We start from the raw sequence: 23,148 nt of genomic DNA on the forward strand, positions 1-23,148 counted from the left end.
TTATTTTTTTTTCGTTTATGTGTTTAAAATAAAGTGGGTTGTAACCACAGTTTTCTGAATTTTCCGTTTTCATCGTAACGAGCAGCCTGCAATTCCACATTAAATTTCCGATCTCTAGGATCGTTGCCAACTCCTGCGACATACATCCAATTTCCATAATTGCTGTGTACGTCATAATCAATTAACAGGGATTCAAAATAAGCTGCACCAATGCGCCAATCCAGTTGTAATTCTTTGGCGAAATAAGAGGCTACGTTTTGGCGACCTCTATTACTCATCCAACCGGTTTTTTTAATTTCTAGCATGTTGGCATTTACAAAGTCGGAATTTGTTTTTCCTTGGATCCATTTTTCAATTTGAACTTTGTCGGTACTCCAATTGTAATTTTTATTCAGAATGCCATCAAGCTTAAAGATTTGATTGCCATGTTTTAATGACACATATTTAAAATAGTCACGCCAAATAAGTTCGAAAACAAGCCAATAGGTAGATTGGTTTTTGTAGTGCTCAGCTTCAAATTGTTTCACTTTCCAATATATAGTTCTAGCGGAAATGGAACCATTTGCTAACCATGCTGAAAATTTTGAACTGTAGTTAGTTCCAACTAATCCATTTCGCGTTTTTTTGTAAAACCCTAATTTTTTAGTAGTAAAAAAATAATCATTTAGGCGGTTTAATGCTTCGGATTCGCCTCCTTTAAAGGGAAATGCAGAACTAGGGTGCGTTTCAAAATCTTCAAGCCCTAACTCTTTTAAGGTTGGAATTGTAGTCGTGTTCTCAATGCGATTCTCCTCAGCACATTTGCTAATTTTTAATTCTTGTCGAATGTCAACATGCTTTTCAAGTTTTTTTCTAAAGACGGTAAAAACTTGTGGTGTTTCAGAAAGCTCAAAATTGATATCATCAGGATGATACAAAAATTGATTATAAAAGGAATGAAACTCAACGTTGGCGAGTTTTGATTTTAGATCGTTTTCGACGATGACTTCTTCCTGCGTCCATTCCTTTTGGAAATATATTTTATTGATGTTGTAATGTTCACAAATTTCTGGAATTATAACTTCAGGTAAAGCGTAATTAATCAATAAATCAATATTAAGTTTCTTTAGCTGTAATTTTAAGTCGGTAACGGTTTCAATTAAAAATTGTGCTCTATATTTTTCTGTTTTTTTAAACCCGAATCGATCATAAGCGAATTGCCTTGGGTCAAAGCAATAAACAGCAATGATTTGGTCACAGTTTTTTTGAGCTTCATATAAAACCCTGTTATCAATGGTTCTTAAATCATTTCTAAACCAAACTAAATTAATGTTGTTTTTTCTCTCCTGCATTTTTCACTACAATATTTTACGTTGTCCCAATCTTTTTTCCATTTCTTCCGCCATATAAAAGGCCTGCTACAAACTGGACAAATTTTCGATGGAAGATTTGATTTTTTTACAGTTTTCATTTATTGACCAGAGCATTTATCATTCCGCTAAAAACAAACGCATGAAACGGTAATACGGAATACCAATATAGCCGTCCCCAAACGCCTTTAGGTCTAAAAACAGCACGTTGGTAGAGTTGGCCTTTTACAATTTTAAACTCCAGCCAAGCTTCACCAGGTAAACGCATTTCTGCAAAAAGTAATAGTCTTTTTTCATCTTTATTGGCATATAAAACACGCCAAAAATCTAAAGCATCGCCTGCTTCTAAATAGGTGTCACTTGTTCGTCCGCGTCTTAAGCCCACGCCTCCAAAAAGTTTATCCATATAGCCTCTTAGTTTCCATAATCCGTTAAAACTATACCAACCCGTTCTGCCACCAATGGCCCAAATTTTGTTTAGGGTATACGTTTCATCAGTTACTTTTCTGTGCCTTACGTCTTTAAAACAACCGTATTGTGGTATTTCAATATGCTTTGATAATTGATCTTTAAACCGTCCACTGCTTACCGCATCTTTCCAGCTCGATACAACGGTATTTTGTTCTATTCTCTGAAATGCTAAATTCACGGCTGTTTTGTAATCCATAGGTTCGATTCCAATGATTTTATTGATATCACTTGGCTTACCAATCACTTCTACCTTCATGCTATCTACTAGGGCAGAAGCCAATTGAAAGGATGTTGATGTCACAAAATACAACCAATAAGAGGACAGTTTTGGGGTTAAAACAGGCAGCGTAACAATATATCGTTTTAGGCCTCTTACTTCTGCAAATTGCAATAGCATTTGTTTGTAAGTCAAAACTTCTGGCCCATAAATATCGAAGGCTTTATTGTACAATTCCTTTTTGCCCAAGCCACCAGATAAGAATGTAAGAACATCCCTAATTCCAAGAGGCTGTGTTTTTGTGTTTAACCATTTGGGAGTGACCATAAAGGGCAATTTCTCTACGATATCCCTTATAATTTCGAAAGACGCGCTTCCGCTACCTACTATAATTCCGGCTCTGAAAGTTGTTAAAGCGTAGCGTTCGGATTTTAAGGTGTTTTCTACCTGTAATCTCGATTTAAGGTGTTTTGAAAGCGACTTATCATTTACAATGCCACTAAGATAAATGACCTGTTCACAATGAGTTGCCTCAACAAGATTTTTGAAATTCTGTGCGCATTGTCGTTCTAAATCCTCAAAATCATCCGAATTTGTGGACATGGAATGAATTAAGTAATACGCAGCATCAATGTCTTTTGGGATTTTACCGGGTTCAGGGTCTAGAAAATCGAGTTTAATAAAACTACAACGTGGATTGTCTTCGATTTCATCGGGAATACGATTTAAATCACGTACACAGCAAATGAGCTCATGCTCGTCTTCGAGCAGTTGTAATGCTAATCTTCTGGCAATATAGCCTGTTGTCCCTGTGATTAAAATGCGCATTAGTCATTGGTGTTTACAAATTCTGGTTTTGGTCGTTGGTAATCAAAACGTTCCTTTAATACTGGTATAGCGTAACCATCAAGTCCGTTTATCGTAGCTACTTTTCCTTTAGATAAATTGACGAATCCATCGTTCTCCATTAATGGATCTTCAATGTAAAGTTTTTGAATTTTCCCTATAACTAATAGGGTATCATTAGCTGCAATTGGATATTCTTCAACAAATTGCATTGCAATTTGAACAGGACAACCCTTTACAAATGGAGCAGAAAATCCATCTTTATAGTCTTCGATCAGCTTTGTAACGTCGAATTCAGAGATATGACCATCATATTTAGCGGAAGTATGATGAGCGTCCTCTAAAATAGTGTTGTGAATATGATTAATAGTGTATTTTCCTGTTGCTTTTATATTGTGATAGGTGTTTCGCATCACCGTAGTTGGTCTTAAAAAGAAGCCCAATAAAGCAGGATTGGAACCCAAATGTGTTATGGAACTAAATACAGCAACGTTGCTAATATCATCTTTGCTTTTAGTGCCTATTAAATTTGCAGATTTATAACCAGAACAGCTATTAATTAAGTTGATTCTGTACACATGATGCATCTGATCTAAATCGTCACTGCTGAATTCTGCCATCTATAGATTTATAAAATTGTTGATTTTTACGTTTTGCGCTTTCAAATCGAACATTAAATTATACAATCCAAAGAAGGTTCTGTTGATATAAATGAAATGTTTAGAACCTCGATTTCCGTTCATGTTTCTTAATTCGGTACTTTTAGAATACCGTTGTTCCATTTCTGTGATTTGGTTAAAAAATTCAGGATTTGAAAAATCAAATTCTTCAGAATGTAATGGTTTTGTAAATAGACTTAATAGTTCATGAAACATAGCGCTAAAGAATTCAATTTCTTCCTTGGAATCATCTGTTCTAAGAATTTCCAATTCGTACATTTTTTCTGAGAATTTTTCAGGATTGTTGATGCAGTCTTTTTTGGCTAATTCGAAATAAGGCACATAAAAATCTTCTGGAATGGTTTTCATACAGCCAAAATCCAGTGCAATTAAATCGCCCGCATCTGATACCAAAAAATTTCCAGGATGCGGATCTGCATGGACTTTTCTTAACTTATGAATTTGAAACATATAAAAATCCCAAAGGGCTTGACCAAGTTTATTCGATAGTTCTTGGTTGGTATTATGGGCTACAAATTCCGAAAGGTGTTCACCTTTCATGTAATCCATGGTGATGATGCGTTCAGAAGAGAATTCTTCGTAATAGTTTGGAAACTTTAAATTTGGTATGTGTTGGCATGCTTCAACTACAGTTTTGCTTTGCTCAATTTCCAATATATAATTGGTTTCCTCTGTGAGTTTATTTTCAACTTCCTTAAAATATTTATCAGAATCTTTTCCTTTAAAATTAAACATTTTTATAGCAATTGGTTTAACCAAGGCTAAGTCGGAAGCAATACTTTCCGCAACTCCAGGATATTGGATTTTCACAGCAAATTTTTTCCCATCCTTCTCTGCCAGATGGACTTGACCAATACTGGCAGCATTTACTGAAGTTGCGTTGAAAGTATCAAATAGTTCTTCGGGATGTTTCCCAAAATATTTTTTAAATGTTTTTATGACTAAAGGTGGTGATAATGGCGGTACAGAAAATTGTGACAATGAAAATTTTTCAACATAGGCTTGTGGCAATATGCTTTTTTCCATGCTCAACATTTGTGCGACTTTTAGTGCACTTCCTTTTAGCTTTTTTAGGCTATCATAAATATCCTCTGCATTGTTTTCATTAAGTCTATTTTTGGCATCTTCTTTAGAATTCACCATTTTATCGCCATAATACTTTAAGTAATTGACACCAACTTTTGCGCCAGTAGAAACTAATTTAGTGGCTCGCGATATTTTAGTAATTGGAATGCTATCTATGGTTTTCATATAGTTGAATGAGCTTCAGTATGTGTTTAGTTAAAGTGCATTTTTTCCTTGTACAAAAATTTACCAAAATCTATGATGCTTTTTATAGGTGTGGTGTCTATTAAATCAAAACCTGTTTTAAGGGATTTCTCGATAAAAATATCTGTCTTTTCAAAAGAAGCAGAGGTGTCATCCAACCAAAATTTCATAGTGACCAATAACTGAAGCCAAGCGGATTCTTTTAAGGTGCGTTTCTGGAACTTCTCCAGTTGCTCTTGTTTCAAATCGATAGTCTCTATACCTAACATTCCGACGTAATTGGTGAAACTTTTCTTTAAGTGCTTTAACACTTTTAAGGATTCCATTTTGTTTTTGTCAGCGTCCAAAACATGGACAACATAACTTCTGTTAGCAGTTAAAATCTCGAAAAATGTATAATAAAAACTTAACATCTTATTTCTGGCATCAAAAGAATGGTAATCGTCACTCTTCTCTAAAGCCGCTATCGTATGATCAAAGAAAATTTTAAAAATGGATTGCTCCAATGCTTCGAAAGTGCCATAAAACTCATAAAATTTTTGCTCCTCAAAATTATTGTCTTTTGCAAATGCATACACCGATTTTGGTTTATGGTTATGTGTCAGAATATAATCCATGTAAAAATCTATAAGATCGGACTGTTTGATTGCTTTTTTCTTAGCCATTACTAATTGTTTTTAATTTGAAGGAAAGATACAAAATGTTTAACTTATATTAATTATAGTTAAACAAAAATTAACAAGAATTTATTGGTTGTAACTGATTTGATGTGATTGAAATTATCCTAACAACTTAGTTAGGAAGTTTATGATAGGTTTTATACCTGCCATCATCTATTTTGATCGCTAATGAGGTAGATCGTCTTTTTAAGTATTCCTTAACATTTAAAGGGTCGCTTTAGTCGTAATTTTACAACAATAAAAACAACTATAAACACTATAAAAATGAAAAAACTAGTACTATTTACTTTTGCCTTAACATTAATGTTTTCGGTAAATGCACAAATTGAAACACCTGCACCTAGTCCTTTTACCAAGGTTGAGCAAAAAGTAGGGTTAACAGATGTAACGTTAGAATACTCTCGACCAAGCATGCGTGGTAGAGAAGTTTTTGGAAATTTAGTGCCCTACGATAAAATGTGGAGAGCAGGAGCTAATAAAAATACCATTGTTACTTTCAGCAATCCAGTTACTGTAGGAGGGAACGAATTGAAAGCAGGTTCTTACGCTGTATTTATTAAACCTTCAGAGAAAACCTGGGATGTTTATTTTTATTCGGATACTGAAAATTGGGGAACACCGCAAAATTGGGATGACTCTAAAGTTGCTGCCAAAGCCACTGTTGACGTCATGGAAATTCCTGCAAATGTTGAAACATGGACTATTAGTATTGATGATTTAACTAATGATTCCGCTCATTTAGGTATGATGTGGGCTGATACTTATGCGGCTGTAAAATTTGAGGTTCCGACTGATAAAGCAGTAACTTCTGCTATTGAAAAAACGATGGCTGGTCCTTCAGCTAATGACTATTATGCTTCTGCTGTATATTATATGAATGCTGATAAGGATTTGGACAAAGCTAAAGAATGGATGGACAAAGCCATGTCTATGGTTAAAGAACCAAGATTTTGGCAACTAAGACAACAATCTTTATTATATGCCAAAATGGGAGATACTAAAAATGCCATTGCGACTGCCAAAAAATCGCTTGCTAAGGCAGAGGAAGAAGGAAATGCTGATTATGTAAAAATGAACAAAGACTCTTTAAAAGAATGGGGAGCGAAATAATCATTTAGAACTAAGAGCGCTTCGCTTCTAGAATTTAGAATCAAGACAAAAAACGCAACTTAAATGAGTTGCGTTTTTTTTATTGATAGTTTAGACCAATTAAGCTTCTGATCTCATCTAAAGTTTTAATAAGTTGCCGGCTTCTTTCGAACGTCATGATATCACTCTCGATTTTGCCATCACGCAATAATTGATTAAAATGTTCAATTTCATAACTATAACCAATGGTGCTGTAGTTGAAATCCTTTAATTCTGAATTACCATGTTCATCAATTAAGGTAACCGTTGAAGGTTGGTGAAACTGACCGTTGATTTTTATGGTACCGTTTTCGCAATGAAAAATGGCTTCTGTATTCGTTTTTCCCAATAAAGTACTTTTTAAAATGGCCTTCGCGATTTCATACTGAAAAACCATGTTGCATTCTGAATCCGCTCCAGATTTAAAAAATGTTGCATCAGCTTCAATCTTGTTAGGTTTTCCTAAGGTGGAACGCGCAGCAAACACAGGATAAATTCCGATATCCAACAAGCTGCCACCACCAACGGATTTGTCGAAAAGCCTAGAGCTTTCATCATAAGGAGTAAAAAACCCAAAATCGGCTTCAAGTTTTATAATTTTGCCAAAATGATTTTCGTTAAGTAGATTTTCCACATATTGAAAATGTGGCAGAAAAGCTGTCCATAAGGCTTCCATTAAGAGCGTGTTGTTTGCTTTGGAAACCTTAATCATCTCATCCACTTCATCCAAATCCATAGCAAATGGCTTTTCGCACAATACCGCTTTCTTATGGTTTAGACATAAAATGCTGTGGGTCTTATGGAAACTATGCGGTGTTGCAATGTAAATAGCGTCAATATTTGGATCTGAAGCTAAGGCTTCATAGCTTCCGAAAGCTTTGTCCGCATCAAATTCATTTGCAAAATCCTCTGCTTTTTCCAAGCTTCTTGAAGCGATACCAAACAAATTACAATTAGGAATTGTATTCAAATCTGTAGCAAATTTTGAAGCTATTTTACCAGCTCCAATAATGCCCCAATTAATCATTTTAGAATTCATTATATTGTTTTTTTAGGTAATAAAGGTTGCAGCATATGAGCGATAAGAATAACAAGAATGCACCCAAACAAATTCAGCCATAAATAAGGCATCCATTCTAACCACCAGCCAATTACCACAATGGCTTGTGTTATTAATGCTCCGGTAAATACGGCATTTCCTTTGATATATTTAAAGAAGAAAGCGAGTAAAAATATACCCAAAACATTGCCGTAAAAAATAGAACCTATAATATTTACTAGTTGGATTAAATTCTCCGCTAAATCTGCAAAACACGCAATAATTATAGCTACTATTCCCCAACCCAAGGTGAACCATTTCGTCATCTTCACCATATGGTCCTCACCTTTATCTTCTTTAAGATTTCTGCCGTATAAATCCATGGATGTTATGGTAGCCAATGCATTGATTTCAGAGGCTGTTGACGACATGGATGCCGATAGAATAACGGCTAGAAGTAAACCAATCAATCCAATAGGAAGATGGTTTAGTATGAACCGAATAAACATGTAATCCCTGTCATTGGTCTGTGTGTCTTTTGCTGCGTCGTTGTATAAAGCATCTAACTCGGCGAACTTTTCGTTGTAAGCTTCGCTTTCTGGGTTGGATTCTAAATTATTGACTTCGGTTTGAAGCTTATCATAAGCCGTTGCATAATCTGGGTCAATCGCTTTTTTAATCAAAAATTTAGAACGTAAACGATAGGATTTTTCTAATATATTTAAAGCTGCCAATCGTTTTCTCGACGATTTATCATCGCCTTCGGATTTGGACAATTGTAAGGAAACTTCATTTTTTAAATCAAAAAGTTCTGCTTGTTGTGCTTGAAGCGCTCTGTAGTCTTCTCCATAGTCAGAGGCTAAAACGGTCTCTGTGGATTTATCGATAAAATTTAAAGGCGAAGGATTAAATTGATAAAAAACAAAGACCATGACACCAACGAGTAATATGAAAAATTGCATGGGCACTTTAAGCATACCATTGAACATTAGTCCCATTTGCATTTCCTTCACTGATTTCCCGGAAAGGTAACGCTGTACTTGGCTTTGGTCCGTGCCAAAATAGGAAAGCATTAAGAACGTTCCACCTATTAGACCTGTCCAAACGGTATATCTGTTTTCTAAATCAAACGAAAAATCCAAGACCTGCATTTTGCCAGTTGCACCAGCAATATCAATAGCATTCTTAAAAGAAACTTCTTCAGGAATTAAGTTGATAATGATAATCAAAGCGGCTACCATTCCTGCAAAAATTACAAACATTTGTTGCTTTTGTGTCACTGTAACGGCTTTGGTACCACCAGAAACGGTGTAGATAATGACTAAAACACCTATAATAATATTTAAGGTAACGATATTCCATCCTAAAACCACTGATAGGATAATTGCAGGTGCAAAAATGGTAATTCCTGCAGCTAAGCCACGTTGGATTAAAAAGAGAATAGCGGTTAAACTTCGGGTTTTGAGATCGAATCGATTTTCGAGAAACTCGTAAGCCGTGTAAACTTTAAGCCGATGGTAAAGTGGAATAAATACCAAGCAGATAATGACCATGGCAATTGGAATTCCAAAATAAAATTGGACAAATCCCATACCATCAGAAAATGCTTGACCTGTAGTAGAAAGGAATGTGATGGCACTAGCTTGGGTTGCCATTACAGAAAGCCCAATGGTCCACCATGGTGTGGTGTTTCCACCTTTTATGTAATCTTCGGCATTTTTTTGACCTCTGGTTTTCCAAGTACCATAACCAACAATTGTGGCTAAAGTAGCAATCAAAACCGTCCAGTCAATCCAATCTAAAGTTTGAGGCATTATATTTTTTTAGTCAAATGAGGCTGTTATAAAGTAAAACAACACAATATAAAGTGCATTGGCGATTAAAACTGCCGTGTACATTTTACTCCATTTTTGTTTTGGTTGTTCTTGGTTTTGGTTATGCATGTTGTTAGCTTTTAGTTAGTTGTTGTCGGTTATTTTAAGTAGTTAGTGAATAAAAGGTCAATTTTTGAATGACCGTTTATCGGCTTTTTCTGCGGATAGTAAGTTAGTAAATAATCTGTAAGCACCTGACACTCCAGCAGGAAATTCTCTAAAAAAACTTAATCCTGTATAAATATAATTTCCTTTTCCGTATTTCGCTACCAACAAACCGCCTTTTTTTGAAGACTCCCCTTGGTCGTTTGAAGCTAATAATGGCGTAAATTCTTCAGACCAATTATCTGGAAAATACAAACCGCGTTCCTGTACCCAACCTTCAAAATCAGCATTGGTAATTTTATTCGGAAAATTTAAAATCGGATGATTCGGTTCCAAGATTTTTATTTCGGCATTTTCGTCTGTAACTCGATCTCGAGATAACTCTAAATTATAAGGTGCTATATTATCCACTTTGATTCCACGACTGGTATTGTATTGAACGATTAAATTTCCACCATCATTCACATAATCCAACAAGAATTTTTGCTTGAATTTCAAGTCATCCACAATATTGTAAGCTCTTATGCCAACCACAATTGCATCGAAATTTGAGAGATTTTCAGGTAGAATCTGTTCAGGTTTGATGATAGTAACGTTATAGCCAATTTGTCTTAAACTTTCAGGGACCACATCGCCTGCGCCTTCTATATAACCAATATTAGTACCTCTTTTTTCGATATCCAATCGTACCACTTTGCTTTCACTAGGCATTAAAACTGTTTGGAATGGAATATGTGCATAATCGATTTCTATGAGTTCGTCAGTATAAAATTCGCCATTAATATTTACCATGGGTGTAATTAAACCTTCACTCTGATTTTTTGGCGGAATCACCGTAAAAACCACCTTTTGGACATCACCTTTATTAACAATTTCAATTTTTTGCTTTTCAGGATAGACTTCCCAATCCTTAGGGTAAGCCATTTGTACATAACCTTCAATGATATCTTTGCCAGCTTTTACGGTCACTTCGATTTCTTTTTGTTGGTCGTTTTCAAAAATATAAACGGCATCACTTAGACGAGCCGAAACCACAGGTATAATTTCAAAAGGACGGTATAATTCGCCTTTTTCTGGTTTCGAATAGCGATGGATGACTGGTTTTCTAATGTTGATTGGTGTGCCTTCAATCATTAAATTAAAATCTACAAAAACGGCTCTTGGTGTTTCAGGCAGGCCTATCAATTTTTGGTCTTTTACGCTGTACATGCCTAAAGTACTCTGCTTATTTAACCAATACGGAGTAGTATAATTGCTGTTATTTGGAATTGTAATAGCTTCTTCAAAATTTAACTTTTGGTTAGACGGTAAGGTCATGTTTTTCGAAATGCCACTTTTTAATGTAGGTAATTGATAAGATACCAAATCAATGTTCGCTTCGCTTCGGTTTAAAACTTCCATGTCTAAAGTAACCTCAGAGTTTGGAGCGGCATTTGGACTTTTGGCGGAAACTTCCAAATACAAACCTGCGCAGGCTTCAATGATGGTTTTTAATTCATTTGTTTTTACGGTTTTCCAATGCTCATCTTTAATATTTTGAAGTAATTTATAAGCTTCTAAAAGTTGTGGTAAATGTGATGCTGGATTTTTAAAGTTGAAATTTTTCTCAACGGATTTCAAAATAGTTCCGATAGCTTTTCCACCTTCAACACGATCCCAAGACGTATCAATACCATAAAATATATCGTTGTTGTCATCCAAAGGTTCGCCTTTTAAAAACTCAATATATTCTTGTTGGGAACCACGTTGTGATAAACGTCCAAAACCTTGACTTAAATGTTGGCTACTGGCTAAAGAAGCGACTTCATTGTTAGACATGCCTTTGCTTGGGTAATATTCGCCAATATCAAAATTAAGCATGTTACTTTTATCCAGTTTATCGAATTCCTCTTGACTTCCATAGCGCCACCAAGAGGTGTTGTAAAACAAGCGTTTTGGTTGCCATGTTTGGGTAAATTCTAACTGTGAGGGATATTTTGAAGAATCATTGGCCAAATCAAAAGCTTCTAAACTCAACATCGCAGAAGCTGTGTGATGGCCATGGGTTTCTCCAGCTCTTCTATGGTCAAAACGGTTGATTATGACATCGGGTTTAAATTCTCGGATGGCCCAAACGACATCTGAAAGTACCTCGTCTTTATTCCAAATTTCTAAAGTTTCGTCAGGATGTTTTGAATACCCAAAATCGTTGGCTCTCGTGAAACGTTGTTCGCCACCATCGACACGTCTTGCAGCTAATAATTCCTGTGTTCTTATCACCCCTAAAAGTTCCCTGATTTCTGGGCCAATAAGGTTTTGGCCACCATCGCCACGTGTTAGGGATAAATAGGCGGTACGTGCTTTGACTTCGTTGGACATGTAAGAAATGAGTCGTGTGTTTTCATCATCAGGATGTGCGGCAATGTAAAGAACCGAACCCAAAACATTGAGTTTTTGAACCGCTTCATAAATCTCTGAAGCATTGTATTTTTTTGGTTGTTGAGCTGGTATTGAAAGTATGGAGCTTATAAAAAGCAGAAGACAGAGTCTCATGTGGTGCATGTGGAAAATAGTTAGTTGTGCTTCAAATATAGGAAAGTTGGTTGTTTTTTGTCTTTTTTTAGGTTTAGTTTAACGGTTGGGTTTATGTAAAATGCCTTTAAACCTTAGGTATCACAGGTCACGTCGTCCCAATCTGCATTCATGTAATTTATAAGCCAATTTAGAGCGTAGTGTCGTTCATAAACTACACCGCTATTTACTTCGGTGATTTGTCTGTTATTTAATCTTGCATCAACACAAGCCCAATCCAAACGGTAATATAAATCGTTGACATTAAGAAGATCTGATTTAGTTCTAACGGTTTTTTGGGCGTTAATAAAATCGTTTGGGTCTTTATCTTTGCCTATTGGATATTTTTTGAGAGGTATGTTATTTAAGTCTGCCATTTCATTTGGAAATCCAAGGTCGTCAACTATTTTTAAAGCCCACATTAATGTCCAAATGCCTTCGCATTTCCAAGTTTCTTGACTCTTTTGTTGGTCGGTCGGATTTTCTAAAAAAGATTTTTCATTTGGTGTAACCAAATCCATTAAATTGAATTTATTCAGCATATCTATGGCTTCTTCGCCTGAAATATTACTAAAAGCGACGAGATTGGTAATGGTCAACACAGTAACGCGTTCTGCAATTTCCTTTGCCGTTCTTATTGTGATGTCGTTCTCACTTTCGATATAAGGAAGGTTATTATTGATTTTTACGTTGTGTTTCTTTAAAATAATCTCACTTTCAGTTTTTCTTGATTTTTGGTCTTCGGTAATTTCTATAGAGTTGGTATCATAGTATTTTGCATCAATAGAAACGCTTAACTCGTCAATTTCACAATTTCCATTTGGGTCGATAATTAAGTCTAGGTTTTTGTCCAAAAAATGTTGGTTTTCCGATTTAGAGATGACTGTATTTGGTTGTGCAAAAATAATAGCATCGAAAGCATTTGCTAATTTAAAAATTATATCTCCTAGGTTTTTTGTAGTTCCCTTCTCTTGAAAAATAGAGCATTCAGAATTTAAAGTTTGAATCTTATGTAAAAACAAACTTTTTATTTTTTCATTGTTTGAAGGAAGTGAAGTGACAAAGCCATAAAGTCCTTTAAGATTCTCATTAAAAGGACAATCTTCTTTTTCGCTAATTTGATAACTAGGTTGAATTCTTTCTCTGTAAGAAACTTTTAGTTTTATATCTGAAGAGAAAAAACTTCCTTTTGTTTTGATTTCAACAATGTTGAAACCATCAAGTTCAGAAAAGTTAAATTGTCCTTTAGGAATGTTGCTTTTTAAAATTTGAACAATTTTATCAAAACCTAATTGGTGAGCATATAGTGTGCAAATCATTATTCTTGTAAAAATTTTGTTTGTTCGTAACGTTTCTTATATAAAATCATTATTTATTTCCGAGATATGTTTTTCTATATCTGAAATCCAATGCTGTTCTATCCATAAATCTTTGCCAAATTCTTTGAGCTGATATAATGTGAATTCAGGTTTAAGCGCTTTTAAGAAGTTCAGACCATCATCAATTGCTATATCCAAAATCGGTCGAATATGTTCCAGAGCTTGTTCTTTGGTTAAATTATCAAATTCAAGTGGAATTGTGTTATGGTCTGTAATGCCAGTTATTTTTTCATAATCATATTCGTAATCATTTATGCCTTTTTTATTCTTAATTAAATATTGCAATTCAGTTGGATTGAATACAAATGGTGAAATTTGCGGAATCATAATTTTGTCTGGATATTCTCCGTCAAGGTTTTTCATAAATGTGTGACAGAAAACAAATGTAAACCCAAGAAATAAATTCCTTTTGGTATTCTTATAAATTATAAAAAATTCGGTCTCATTCTGTTTTATGTAATGACTATTTTGCCTCCAAAATCCGTGTTTTCGTAAAGTTTTGTCAGCCTCATTAAAGTAGGTTTCGTTAAATTCGGTGTGCTTCATTTTAAATGTTTGCTAACCTTTTTATGACTGGTCGCGTGATTGAGTGCGTAAAATAGCAAATAAAAACCGAATAGAAATCCGTATGGATTTGTGTAAGTAGGCTAGTGCTAGTAATTGATAATACATGTCTTGTTGAAAACCGTTATTTTCTTGCTCAATTCATTTTTTCATTTTAATTTTTTTTTCAAGGTAAAATTGGACTTCATCTTATTGGTTTGTGCTGTCTTGTCTTGCGATTGCTTTCGTAAGTTTCTCTATTCTAAAATTCAAAGAATGAAAAACCTTATAAAAGTAGAACGGGCAAGAAATGATTTGTCACAAGCTGCATTAGCGGAAAAAGTAAATGTTACACGTCCAACTATTCATGCTATTTAGAAAGGGCGTTTTGTTCCATCTACAGCTTTAGTTTTTAAAATTGCATCAATTTTTAATATCAAAGTTGACGAGTTGTTTGAGTTGGAAGAATCGGATTGGGATTGATATGTTTGAAGAATTCAAAGTGATGGTCACTAACCCTTGATTTATGAATTAAAATAAAACAATTTTTTAACTCAAATAGTTTCTAAATTATTACATAACTATTCTATAAAATATCAATTTCACCTGTAAATTTACTTTCTAATATCTAAAATATTAGGGACGTCATTTAACTCTATTACTTTTCCATTATTTTCCGCAGATTCATATATTTTTTCAATGAGGTAATTATCGCGCAGCCCCATTTCACCAGGAACCAAAGTTGGTGTGTTTTTCAAGATATTTAGAGCAAAAGCATCCATTTGTAACGCTTGTTGATTTACAGGTTTAAAGGAGATGTCACCATCTGGTGTTGTACCTTTAATACCGTTATAGTAGAATGCATTTTGCAGTTTTACTTGACCTTCGTTGTCTAAATTGTGGGTTAGCCTTGCTGTGATTGATTTTTCATAGCTGGTTGTACAATTAGCCTTTCCTGAAGGGAATGTCAATTCCCAATCAAGACTGCCTTCAATATCCTTAAAGAATTCACTGTCTTTTGTGGTGTTTGTAGCCGATACTGACGTTGGTAGTTCTCCAAAGGAATAAATCGATGCCTGTAGTGCATAAATGCCCAAATCCATCAAAGGGCCACCACCAGCTAAACTTTTTTTAGTACGCCAGCTATTTGGGTCTTTTAGCATGAATGAAAATTCGGCTTCCACATCCATTGGTCCATAAACTTTGTTTTGTCCAATACGCATGATTTTATCATGATAGGGATCAAAATGTAAACGATAGCCGATTGAAAGCATTTTATTAGCTTTTTTGCAGGCTGCAATCATTTTTTTACAATCTTCAACAGATGTAGCCATTGGTTTTTCGCATATAACATGTTTCCCTGCATTGGCGGCTCTTATAGTAAACTCGGCATGCATACTATTTGGTAAAACCACATAAATAATATCGATATCATCATTATGGATGATGTCATCGTAATTATAGATGTTTTCTTTTTTGATATTGTATTTTTCGGCCCAAATAGATTCTTTTTCTTTTGTACCGGTTACAATACCAGCCAAATAACAATGTTTAGTTTCTAAAAGAGCTGGTGCTAATTGTCCTTTAGAATAACTTCCTAATCCAACAAGTGCTATTCCTAATTTTTCATCATTACGATTTGAATTGTTGCCAAAAAGGAGGGATGACTGTGAGGCTAGGTAAATTCCGCCAGTTGTTTGAAATAATTTTTTTATAAAAGGACGTCTGTTCATATCACGAAGTTAAATTGCACATGCTCTAAATTACTGTATTTATGTCATTAAATCAAGGACATCAATTTTACTAGAATTATTTATGAGCAGAACACTTAAAAACTCTCGTTTGAAGCCTCAGTTATGAATTATTTTAATTTTAGGCGTCTTATTGGTTATCTTTTAAACGTTCTAAAACTTTGCTAGCTCGTGTTTTAGAAATATAAAATTGATCAGATTCTAATATTGATTTATGCGTAGAATGGTTTTCAATAAATGGGAAGACAGTTAATTTTAGTTTTATCATCCAATCATCAACTGATACGTTGAGTTCCTCCGAATTCTGTCCACTAAAGCTTAAATTCATACCATTTACCAAGGCTAAGTAATTGTCGTCATAAACATTTCCAACTTCTTCGTCAAAGTATGCAATAGAAATACCGTAAGATTCAAAACGACTTTTATATTCAATAAAAACGAAAACAGAGAGTTTATTCCCTAAATTTTTAAATAATCTTTTCGAAGTTTTAGTATGTAAGTTAAAGCCATGTTCGTTGAATAAAGGAACGATTTTTTCTTTAAAGATTTTATCGAATATTTTTTTCCTTTCTTTGGTTGTAAAATTTTTGTTCATTGCTTGTGTTTTGCATATTCAATAATTAATCACAGCGTCTATGCAACTGTGGAGTTCTGTTGAGTGAAAAAAGAGAAATGTTATCATATTGAGAAATTGGGTTTAGTTGACTCTTATACGAAGTACTTGCTGGACGGTTTTGTATATGATTTGTGGCGTGCCAATTAGCGATAACGTTTAGATTGAGCACGAGCCGAATTTTTATCCCGACGCTTCGGGATACTATTTATTTTTTTTGGTAAATCGTCAAATTTAAAAATTTGACGACTTTCCAAGAATGCCCAAGTCTTTGTGTTAGCAACGACTTGCGCTATTTTTATATACAATATTGTTTGTCAATAATTTGCAATTTCATCATATTTCCAATTCGTGAACTCCATTTTTTAAATGAATTAAATACTCTTCGCTGTTTCGTTTCCAAAAAGACAACACCACAATGCGCACTTGTTCCATATAAAACTTGCCTTTTATAGTAAGTCCAGATTTCGGTATTCGAAATATTATCTTTTTTAAAAAGTTCAATAACTGAATTTGTCAATTCCGCATCTAATGGATTTTCAATTCAGGTTTCATTAACAAGCTAAAAAGACTGGCGTGATTTTTAATTCGAATTTGAGTGAGAATTCAGTTTTTCAATTTGTTCTTTAATTAATCTTATAAAGACTAAGGTGAAAAAAGTATATGATATTATTCCAGAAAATGGACCATTACTTAAATTTTCAAAATCCAGTTCACTAATACTTTTTATCAAAAGAATAATGCTAACTAATAATGCTAAATAACACAAAGTATTCCTCTTGCTTACTTTCGTTTTCATTCTGTTTAGAATTCGTTCCGCAATGAAAGCCAACCTGTTTGTAGTTGCTTTGTTGCTTGGTTCAGCAACTAAATTAGTAAACAAATACTTGCCAGAGAAAATTATGAAGGAATTTTCCAAATAGGCACTAACCAATGCAATTTGTTCATTTTATGTTAGAAACGAATTGTGACCGGGCTTTTCCGTCAATTTTTAGACCTCTAGTCTTACAGTATGTTTTTAACTTATCCAAATCGACCACATGATCATTGACAATCATCCCGTTGGAAGTTAAACTACGTTTTGCCTCTAAGTATGATTTGTGCCAATCTTCCCAAAAGTCATGCATTCGATCCCTATCGTCAATAATTTTTAAGAATTTTTGCCAGTCTTTTTTACGATAGTATGCTATATTAACTTCCATAATAAACTTTTATCTCATTTTTCAGGCATGAAGCACAACGTTGATGTATAAGATTAGTTGCCTTGCTTTGGCGCTAATTTAGCAAATACAAACTGAATAGAAAACTCACAAGAATTTTTGTAAGTAAGCTTGCACAAGCAATTGATTTTATAAGGTGTTGTACTTAGTGCTTTTTTAATATTTCAATTAATTTTGTGTTTACATACACACGTTCTCTTCCTATTTTTTGAGATTGTAATATACCTATTTTTTCCATTTTTTTTAAATATCGAGAGGCTGCTTTCCTTTCTACATTCAATTTTTCAACAACATACTCTATTTTAGAATAGGGTTGCTCAAAGAGTAATTCGATTAATTCTTTCCTATAAATTTTTGGTTCTTTTTCTTGCGCAAATAGTATAGTTTCATCTAATAATATTTTTATTGAATTTATTTTTTCAATAGTTCTGGTTGATGTTACTTCAACTGCCTTTAAAATATAAATTATATACTCAGACCATTCATCTTTATTATTGACGGTATTGAGTAAACGATAATAATCTGCTTTGTTTTCGTTTATGTATGAACTTAAATATAGAATAGGAATATCTAGAAGATCGTTTATAATTAGGTATAGGATGTTTAGAATTCTTCCTGCTCTTCCGTTTCCATCATAAAAAGGATGAATGCTTTCGAACTGATAGTGTAAAATAGCTAAGTTAATTAGTGGATTTAAATCGTTCTGTTTAACATTAAAATGCTCCAAGAAATTACCTAATAAATCTAAAATATCGTTTTTTTCTTGTGGTGGTTTATAGACAATTTCTCCAGTTTTATCGTTTTTTAATACAGTTCCTGCCATTGAACGAATTCCAGCATTATTTTCGATAATTGTTTTTTGAATTGTTTCAACATCTTTTAACTTTAAAAAACCTTGTTTTTTTATAAGTTCAAACCCAGAAAAAATAGCTCTTCTATAATTAATAACTTCTTTAACTTGAGTCGGTTGTTTAGTGTTTGTTGCTAATGCTCTATATAATTCATCTTGAGTTGTAATAATATTTTCTATTTCTGAACTATCTTTAGCTTCTTGTAAAACGACTGCATTAACCAACATTTCTTGATTTGGAATAGTTTTAGCAATTCCTTTAAGTTCACCCAATGAATTTGAAGATTTACTCAATTGACGAAGAATTTCAATTGTTTCTACTTTTTCTCTTTGTGGTGGAAGTTTTGCAAGTTTATTTATTTGGGACATTTTAGCTCTTATAATTTTAATACGTACCAAAAATACAGAAAATAGTTCAAATGAAAAAAATATGTGACTTTTTGTCTCGCATGTGTACAACGTGTTTGTATATGGTTCGTTGCGTCGTGGTTTAGCACGTAACTTAGCAAATAAAAACCGAATAGAAAATCCGCGAGTCCCGACACTTCGGGATTCGTAAGTATGCTAGAACTAGCAATAAATTATATACGTTGTGTGTTCGTACTTTTTCATCTAATTGTATTTCGTATTCCAGGATACATTTTTCCATTAAATCGAGTACTCTCTTCTTCTGGATGGAAATAATATATCTTCTTTTTATTCGAGTCCTTTACTGCATAACAATTATCAAAAAGTATTATTCCAGAGTCTATATTCCTCCAGTATTCTATTTTTGGAAACCATTCAGGAAAGATATCTTCCACTAATTCAACTTGCGAGTGGAAAATTCCAATGTAGGTTTTGTCAATATGATTTTCTTTATCAAAGATTGAGTTATAAAGTTCCTCATTTTCGTATTCAAAAACTCCAAATACACATTTTGTACTTAAATAAGATATGTTTTTTATATTCTGCGCGTCAGATTTTATTAATTCGACAGGAAACCAACCTGTTAATCTTTGGTTTTCAACTTTGCTGAATTCATCGTAATTTTCAAATTCTTGCAAATAATCTCCATTATTACAAGACACAAAAAGCATTAGAACTAATATTCCAAAAAAGGATAAATTCAAATTTATATTCTTTAATTTCATTCAGTTTTTACGGTTTTTTTGGTATGACACACAACGTGTTTGTATATGGCTCGTAGCGTGCAAATTAGAAAATTATTTTCGGATAAAGCACGAGGCGAATTTTTTAATTTTTCTTATTATCTTTTCTCAATAAGCCAAATTAAAAAATTTGGCGGATTTGCAAATATGCCTTAACTTCGATCAGGCAACTAATTAGCTATGAGATATATACGGTGTTGTGGTTAGTTTTTTTCAGTTATAGGAATTCCATAAGGACCATTTTCAGATGTTGATTTTGAGTAAGATTTTCGGTTTTTTAAATCCATAATCAGAAAATCAATTCCGTTTAGTTTTATACTTATTTCGTTTCCGTTCCAATCGATTTCTATGTCCTTATTTTCAATTTCTCGTTGGATTGAGAATTCATTCGAATACCTTTTCATTAATGGTGCAGAAATAGCATTATTGATATAATCTTTTATTTCTTTACTTGACTCAACAAGAGTTCCACGAGAACATATAAATCCGTCAAATTCAATTCCGATACTTTTCTCGGAATGTTTCAAGACATAAGCCCAAACAGAATGGTCATCTCCTTCGACAATGACCTCTCGATTTTGTTCTTCATTTAATTTAGATAAATAGATTTCGTTCATTTAAGACTTCTTGATTTGTTTTACCATAAATGTGGTTTTGCAAAATAAAGCCAACTACACCATAAAGTCCATAAGCAACTGAATAAAATTCCGACTATGAAAAATACCATTCTGAACCTTTTAATTCCGACTTTGTTTTTTAGGTAATACCAGTCAAATAATTCCAATAATATTCCTAATGAATAAAAAATATTTGCTCCAATTCCCCAAATAATAATTCCAATTGTGTCGTCTATTGTCCAAGAGTATTCTCCTCTTGAAAGTCCATCGTAAATTCCAAAAATTCCGAAAAGTCCAACAGCAATATTATAAATCCATCTTTTGGATTCCCACCATTTTATGTTCGATTTTAATTGTTCTATCGTCATTTTCTTAAATTAACCACAACGTTTTGTGTATGATTAGTTGCGTGGTTCAGCAACTAATTTAGTAAACAAAAACTTGCCAGAGAAAATTCCGAAGGAATTTTCCAGATAAACACTTGCCAAAGCAATTAATTATACACGGTGTTAGCAACTGGCTTTTTATCCGGTTTATATTTCTTTCCAAATGATTTTATAATTCGGAAATTGGCTTTCAAATCGTTGTTTTAATTCCGCTAATTCTTCTGAATCGAGATTCTGATGCTCAATTTCAATTCCGATTAAATGGTCACTTAAACACCAACCTTTGCAAATTAATTTTTGCTCACTTTTGGCTGAATTCAAGGTGATTTCTTGTCCGTGTTCAGTTCCGTAACTCATTAAGTTGACTTTGCTCAATATTTTTTGAATTTTGAGTTTAATCCACTTTTCATTCGGTAAATTAATATTTTCAGGATTTATTTCCTCCGTTTTCAGAAACTTAAAATCCGAGCTTTTAACTGCATTAATAACTTCTGTAGGATATTCTTTCGACCAAGTATAATTTCTGTCGTATGTCATAAATTTATAAAACAGAAAAAATCCTAATATTAATAGGATTGGATAAAATATCAATTTATTTCTTTTCGCTTTGTTCAAAAGTTCGATTTTCAGCTTGTTGCTAACGTTGTTGTATATGGTTTGTTGCGTGGTTTAAGCACCTAATTTAGCAAATAAAAACTGAATAGAAAATCCGCGAGGATTTTCGTAAGTAGGCTAGAACTAGCAATAAATTATATACGTTGTTGTGTGCAGTTTTTTAATTTCTACTTATTATCAAATTGGAAGAGTCAGAGCATGGACTACTAGTATAATCTATTGTCCCAATAAAATCAGAAGTATTTGAATCATAATTTGCTGTAATATTTGCAGCATCAAAGTTTGAAAGAATATTAATATTGAGCTCTCCATCAATTAATGTGTAATTATATGTTGAATAAATACTTGGCATGTCTAAAGCCGCTAATTGTATAGTTCCGTCACTATTAAATTTAATACCAATATTCGATATACAAGCGTTGTTTTGTGGGATTAGACTCCAATTTCCCGATAAATCTATTTCTCCGCACTCAACAATTTCATTTTCGTTTCTTTCAAAACAAAATTGGATTTCAGAATCATATTGAGCAATGTCTACAACGTTGAAAAATAGTAGAACACCATTCTCAAAATTACCAATTAAAGACAGTGCTCCTAAAATCTTACCAAAACCTCCTAACTCTGTTAATGCGTATTGAGAACATTCCGCTGTTATTTCTTTTAATTCACTTGTTCTTGATAGTAAAAACGTGTTTAATTGATTAGCGGCTTGAGATGCAGTCATTTGTCCGCTCGATAAAGTTTGTACTATATCGATTGCACCATTAGCAAAAAAAGTTCCGACAGGCAAAGCGCAATCTGCTCCCTTTAAAATTGTTCCAAGGGTCGTAGAAACAATGCCGACTATTGACGATGCTAAATTTGCTCCATTTTGCCAAAAAGCTTTTCCAGACCATCTGTCAGCTTTCAAATTATATTGTTGATTTACGTTAGGAATTGGAAATTGTACATCAGTAGGTTGAAATAAATCAAAATTACCTCCTAGTATATTCAAAACATTGCTCCAAGATAGTATCTCTTTATTAATTCCATCTACTATATAATCTTCTCCAATTGGTTGATTGTTTTCATCAAATAATTGAAGGTTATATGCCATACTGCTTTTTTTATTCGTGAGGTTTACTGTGCTGTTTTCTGCGACCATTAAAAGTGGCAAGGTTTCAATTTCTACTCTATTTAATAAAGTATTCTGAAAGCTATCTATAGCTTGCAAAATAGTAGAAGAAGCCAATGGATTTATTTCTCCAGAATTAATACCTTGAATAACTTGATTATGGTAGTTAGTAAATTCAGGCATAAGTGCTATTTCTTGAAATGCTTCTTGTCTAGCTTGAACAGAGAGATTCATCGTCCAAGGGTGTAACATTGCTAAACTTTGTGCAGTAGTTTTAGAATTCAATTCTATTGCATTTCCATCGGCTGGATTAAAATAACTCATTAAAATTAAATTACCACTACTGTTTGTGGCATATACTAATTCAATAGCATTATTATCAAATATTTCCACATTACCAGTCCCATTATTTACTTGACCATCTTCTGTGAAAATTGTGGAAATTGTAAGGTCGTCAGAATTGATATTTGAATTTTCAGGTAATTCTAAAACAACTGTGATTTCTTTTGTTCCGAAAACTTCTTGTTGATTGTCATTCGAATTAGAATCGTCATACGAGCAACCGAAAAAGATGAAAAGTATAAATAGTAATGATAGTTTTTTCATTATTTAGAAAGATATTGATTAATAGCTTGTTAAAAGTAGGGAAAATATTAATAATAGAAATACCTTATTCTGGGTATTTAGTTTCTTAAATTGCA

At 33.4% G+C, this 23,148-nt stretch carries 22 protein-coding genes; 2 read left to right on the forward strand and 20 right to left on the reverse strand.

Annotated elements, in window-relative coordinates:
* Positions 1-23: 23 nt before the first annotated feature.
* The 6 genes from HM987_RS07095 to HM987_RS07120 are packed head-to-tail and all read right to left on the reverse strand — an operon-like array spanning position 24 to position 5,497.
* Entirely contained in the window at positions 24-1,331 is a 1,308-nt protein-coding gene (locus tag HM987_RS07095) for a DASH family cryptochrome (protein WP_179006521.1), read from the reverse strand.
* Entirely contained in the window at positions 1,301-1,450 is a 150-nt protein-coding gene (locus HM987_RS07100; protein WP_179006523.1) for a DUF2256 domain-containing protein, read from the reverse strand. Before HM987_RS07100 ends, HM987_RS07095 begins: the two co-directional genes overlap by 31 nt.
* Positions 1,447-2,865, reverse strand: coding sequence for an SDR family oxidoreductase (locus HM987_RS07105; RefSeq protein WP_179006525.1), 1,419 nt, complete (start codon positions 2,863-2,865; stop codon positions 1,447-1,449). The genes HM987_RS07100 and HM987_RS07105 overlap by 4 nt, the downstream gene beginning before the upstream one ends.
* On the reverse strand, positions 2,865-3,503 hold the full coding sequence (locus tag HM987_RS07110; RefSeq protein ID WP_179006527.1) for a flavin reductase family protein: 639 nt from the start codon (positions 3,501-3,503) through the stop codon (positions 2,865-2,867). The genes HM987_RS07105 and HM987_RS07110 overlap by 1 nt, the downstream gene beginning before the upstream one ends.
* On the reverse strand, positions 3,504-4,814 hold the full coding sequence (locus HM987_RS07115) for an ABC1 kinase family protein (protein ID WP_179006529.1): 1,311 nt from the start codon (positions 4,812-4,814) through the stop codon (positions 3,504-3,506).
* A gap of 26 nt (positions 4,815-4,840) precedes the next feature.
* Complete coding sequence (locus tag HM987_RS07120; protein ID WP_179006531.1) at positions 4,841-5,497, reverse strand: TetR family transcriptional regulator C-terminal domain-containing protein; 657 nt, start codon at positions 5,495-5,497, stop codon at positions 4,841-4,843.
* A gap of 279 nt (positions 5,498-5,776) precedes the next feature.
* Here HM987_RS07120 and HM987_RS07125 point away from each other — a divergent pair, with 279 nt between their 5' ends.
* Positions 5,777-6,622 (forward strand): DUF2911 domain-containing protein, encoded by an 846-nt coding sequence (locus HM987_RS07125; RefSeq protein WP_179006533.1) that lies wholly within the window; start codon positions 5,777-5,779, stop codon positions 6,620-6,622.
* A 79-nt stretch (positions 6,623-6,701) separates the two neighbouring features.
* On the opposite strand, the gene HM987_RS07130 is transcribed toward HM987_RS07125, so the two are convergent.
* The 5 genes from HM987_RS07130 to HM987_RS07150 all read right to left on the reverse strand — a co-directional run bounded on the left by HM987_RS07130 (position 6,702) and on the right by HM987_RS07150 (position 13,950).
* Positions 6,702-7,679: a Gfo/Idh/MocA family protein gene (locus HM987_RS07130; protein ID WP_179006535.1), complete on the reverse strand. Its 978-nt coding sequence runs from the start codon at positions 7,677-7,679 to the stop codon at positions 6,702-6,704.
* Positions 7,679-9,493, reverse strand: coding sequence for a sodium:solute symporter (locus HM987_RS07135; RefSeq protein ID WP_179006537.1), 1,815 nt, complete (start codon positions 9,491-9,493; stop codon positions 7,679-7,681). Before HM987_RS07135 ends, HM987_RS07130 begins: the two co-directional genes overlap by 1 nt.
* A 186-nt stretch (positions 9,494-9,679) precedes the next feature.
* Complete coding sequence (locus HM987_RS07140) at positions 9,680-12,199, reverse strand: PIG-L family deacetylase (RefSeq protein WP_179006539.1); 2,520 nt, start codon at positions 12,197-12,199, stop codon at positions 9,680-9,682.
* A gap of 104 nt (positions 12,200-12,303) precedes the next feature.
* Positions 12,304-13,527 (reverse strand): DUF4272 domain-containing protein, encoded by a 1,224-nt coding sequence (locus HM987_RS07145; protein WP_179006541.1) that lies wholly within the window; start codon positions 13,525-13,527, stop codon positions 12,304-12,306.
* A 36-nt stretch (positions 13,528-13,563) separates the two neighbouring features.
* Complete coding sequence (locus HM987_RS07150; protein ID WP_179006542.1) at positions 13,564-13,950, reverse strand: hypothetical protein; 387 nt, start codon at positions 13,948-13,950, stop codon at positions 13,564-13,566.
* Positions 13,951-14,406: 456 nt separating this feature from the next.
* On the opposite strand from HM987_RS07150, the gene HM987_RS19745 reads away from it, so the two are divergent.
* The gene (locus HM987_RS19745; protein WP_370622842.1) at positions 14,407-14,508 is read left to right on the forward strand and encodes a helix-turn-helix transcriptional regulator; all 102 of its coding nucleotides are present in this window, start codon (positions 14,407-14,409) and stop codon (positions 14,506-14,508) included.
* Positions 14,509-14,744: 236 nt separating this feature from the next.
* On the opposite strand, the gene HM987_RS07160 is transcribed toward HM987_RS19745, so the two are convergent.
* From HM987_RS07160 to HM987_RS07200, 9 genes are all read right to left on the reverse strand, one after another.
* On the reverse strand, positions 14,745-15,863 hold the full coding sequence (locus HM987_RS07160; RefSeq protein ID WP_179006543.1) for a Gfo/Idh/MocA family protein: 1,119 nt from the start codon (positions 15,861-15,863) through the stop codon (positions 14,745-14,747).
* 148 nt (positions 15,864-16,011) lie between these two features.
* Entirely contained in the window at positions 16,012-16,476 is a 465-nt protein-coding gene (locus tag HM987_RS07165) for a hypothetical protein (RefSeq protein WP_179006544.1), read from the reverse strand.
* A gap of 962 nt (positions 16,477-17,438) precedes the next feature.
* On the reverse strand, positions 17,439-17,696 hold the full coding sequence (locus HM987_RS07170) for a hypothetical protein (protein WP_179006545.1): 258 nt from the start codon (positions 17,694-17,696) through the stop codon (positions 17,439-17,441).
* 163 nt (positions 17,697-17,859) lie between these two features.
* A complete protein-coding gene (locus HM987_RS07175) occupies positions 17,860-18,933 on the reverse strand; it encodes a Fic family protein (protein WP_179006546.1) in 1,074 nt (357 codons plus the stop codon).
* A gap of 239 nt (positions 18,934-19,172) precedes the next feature.
* Positions 19,173-19,697: a hypothetical protein gene (locus tag HM987_RS07180; RefSeq protein WP_179006547.1), complete on the reverse strand. Its 525-nt coding sequence runs from the start codon at positions 19,695-19,697 to the stop codon at positions 19,173-19,175.
* Positions 19,698-19,918: 221 nt separating this feature from the next.
* On the reverse strand, positions 19,919-20,332 hold the full coding sequence (locus HM987_RS07185; protein ID WP_179006548.1) for a hypothetical protein: 414 nt from the start codon (positions 20,330-20,332) through the stop codon (positions 19,919-19,921).
* A 20-nt stretch (positions 20,333-20,352) separates the two neighbouring features.
* Complete coding sequence (locus HM987_RS07190) at positions 20,353-20,700, reverse strand: hypothetical protein (RefSeq protein WP_179006549.1); 348 nt, start codon at positions 20,698-20,700, stop codon at positions 20,353-20,355.
* A gap of 165 nt (positions 20,701-20,865) precedes the next feature.
* On the reverse strand, positions 20,866-21,255 hold the full coding sequence (locus HM987_RS07195) for a hypothetical protein (protein WP_179006550.1): 390 nt from the start codon (positions 21,253-21,255) through the stop codon (positions 20,866-20,868).
* 238 nt (positions 21,256-21,493) lie between these two features.
* Positions 21,494-23,053, reverse strand: a complete 1,560-nt coding sequence (locus HM987_RS07200; RefSeq protein WP_179006551.1) for a hypothetical protein — start codon at positions 23,051-23,053, stop codon at positions 21,494-21,496.
* Positions 23,054-23,148: the final 95 nt, after the last annotated feature.

The sequence above is a fragment of the Winogradskyella forsetii genome, assembly GCF_013394595.1.
Taxonomy (GTDB): Bacteria; Bacteroidota; Bacteroidia; order Flavobacteriales; family Flavobacteriaceae; genus Winogradskyella; species Winogradskyella forsetii.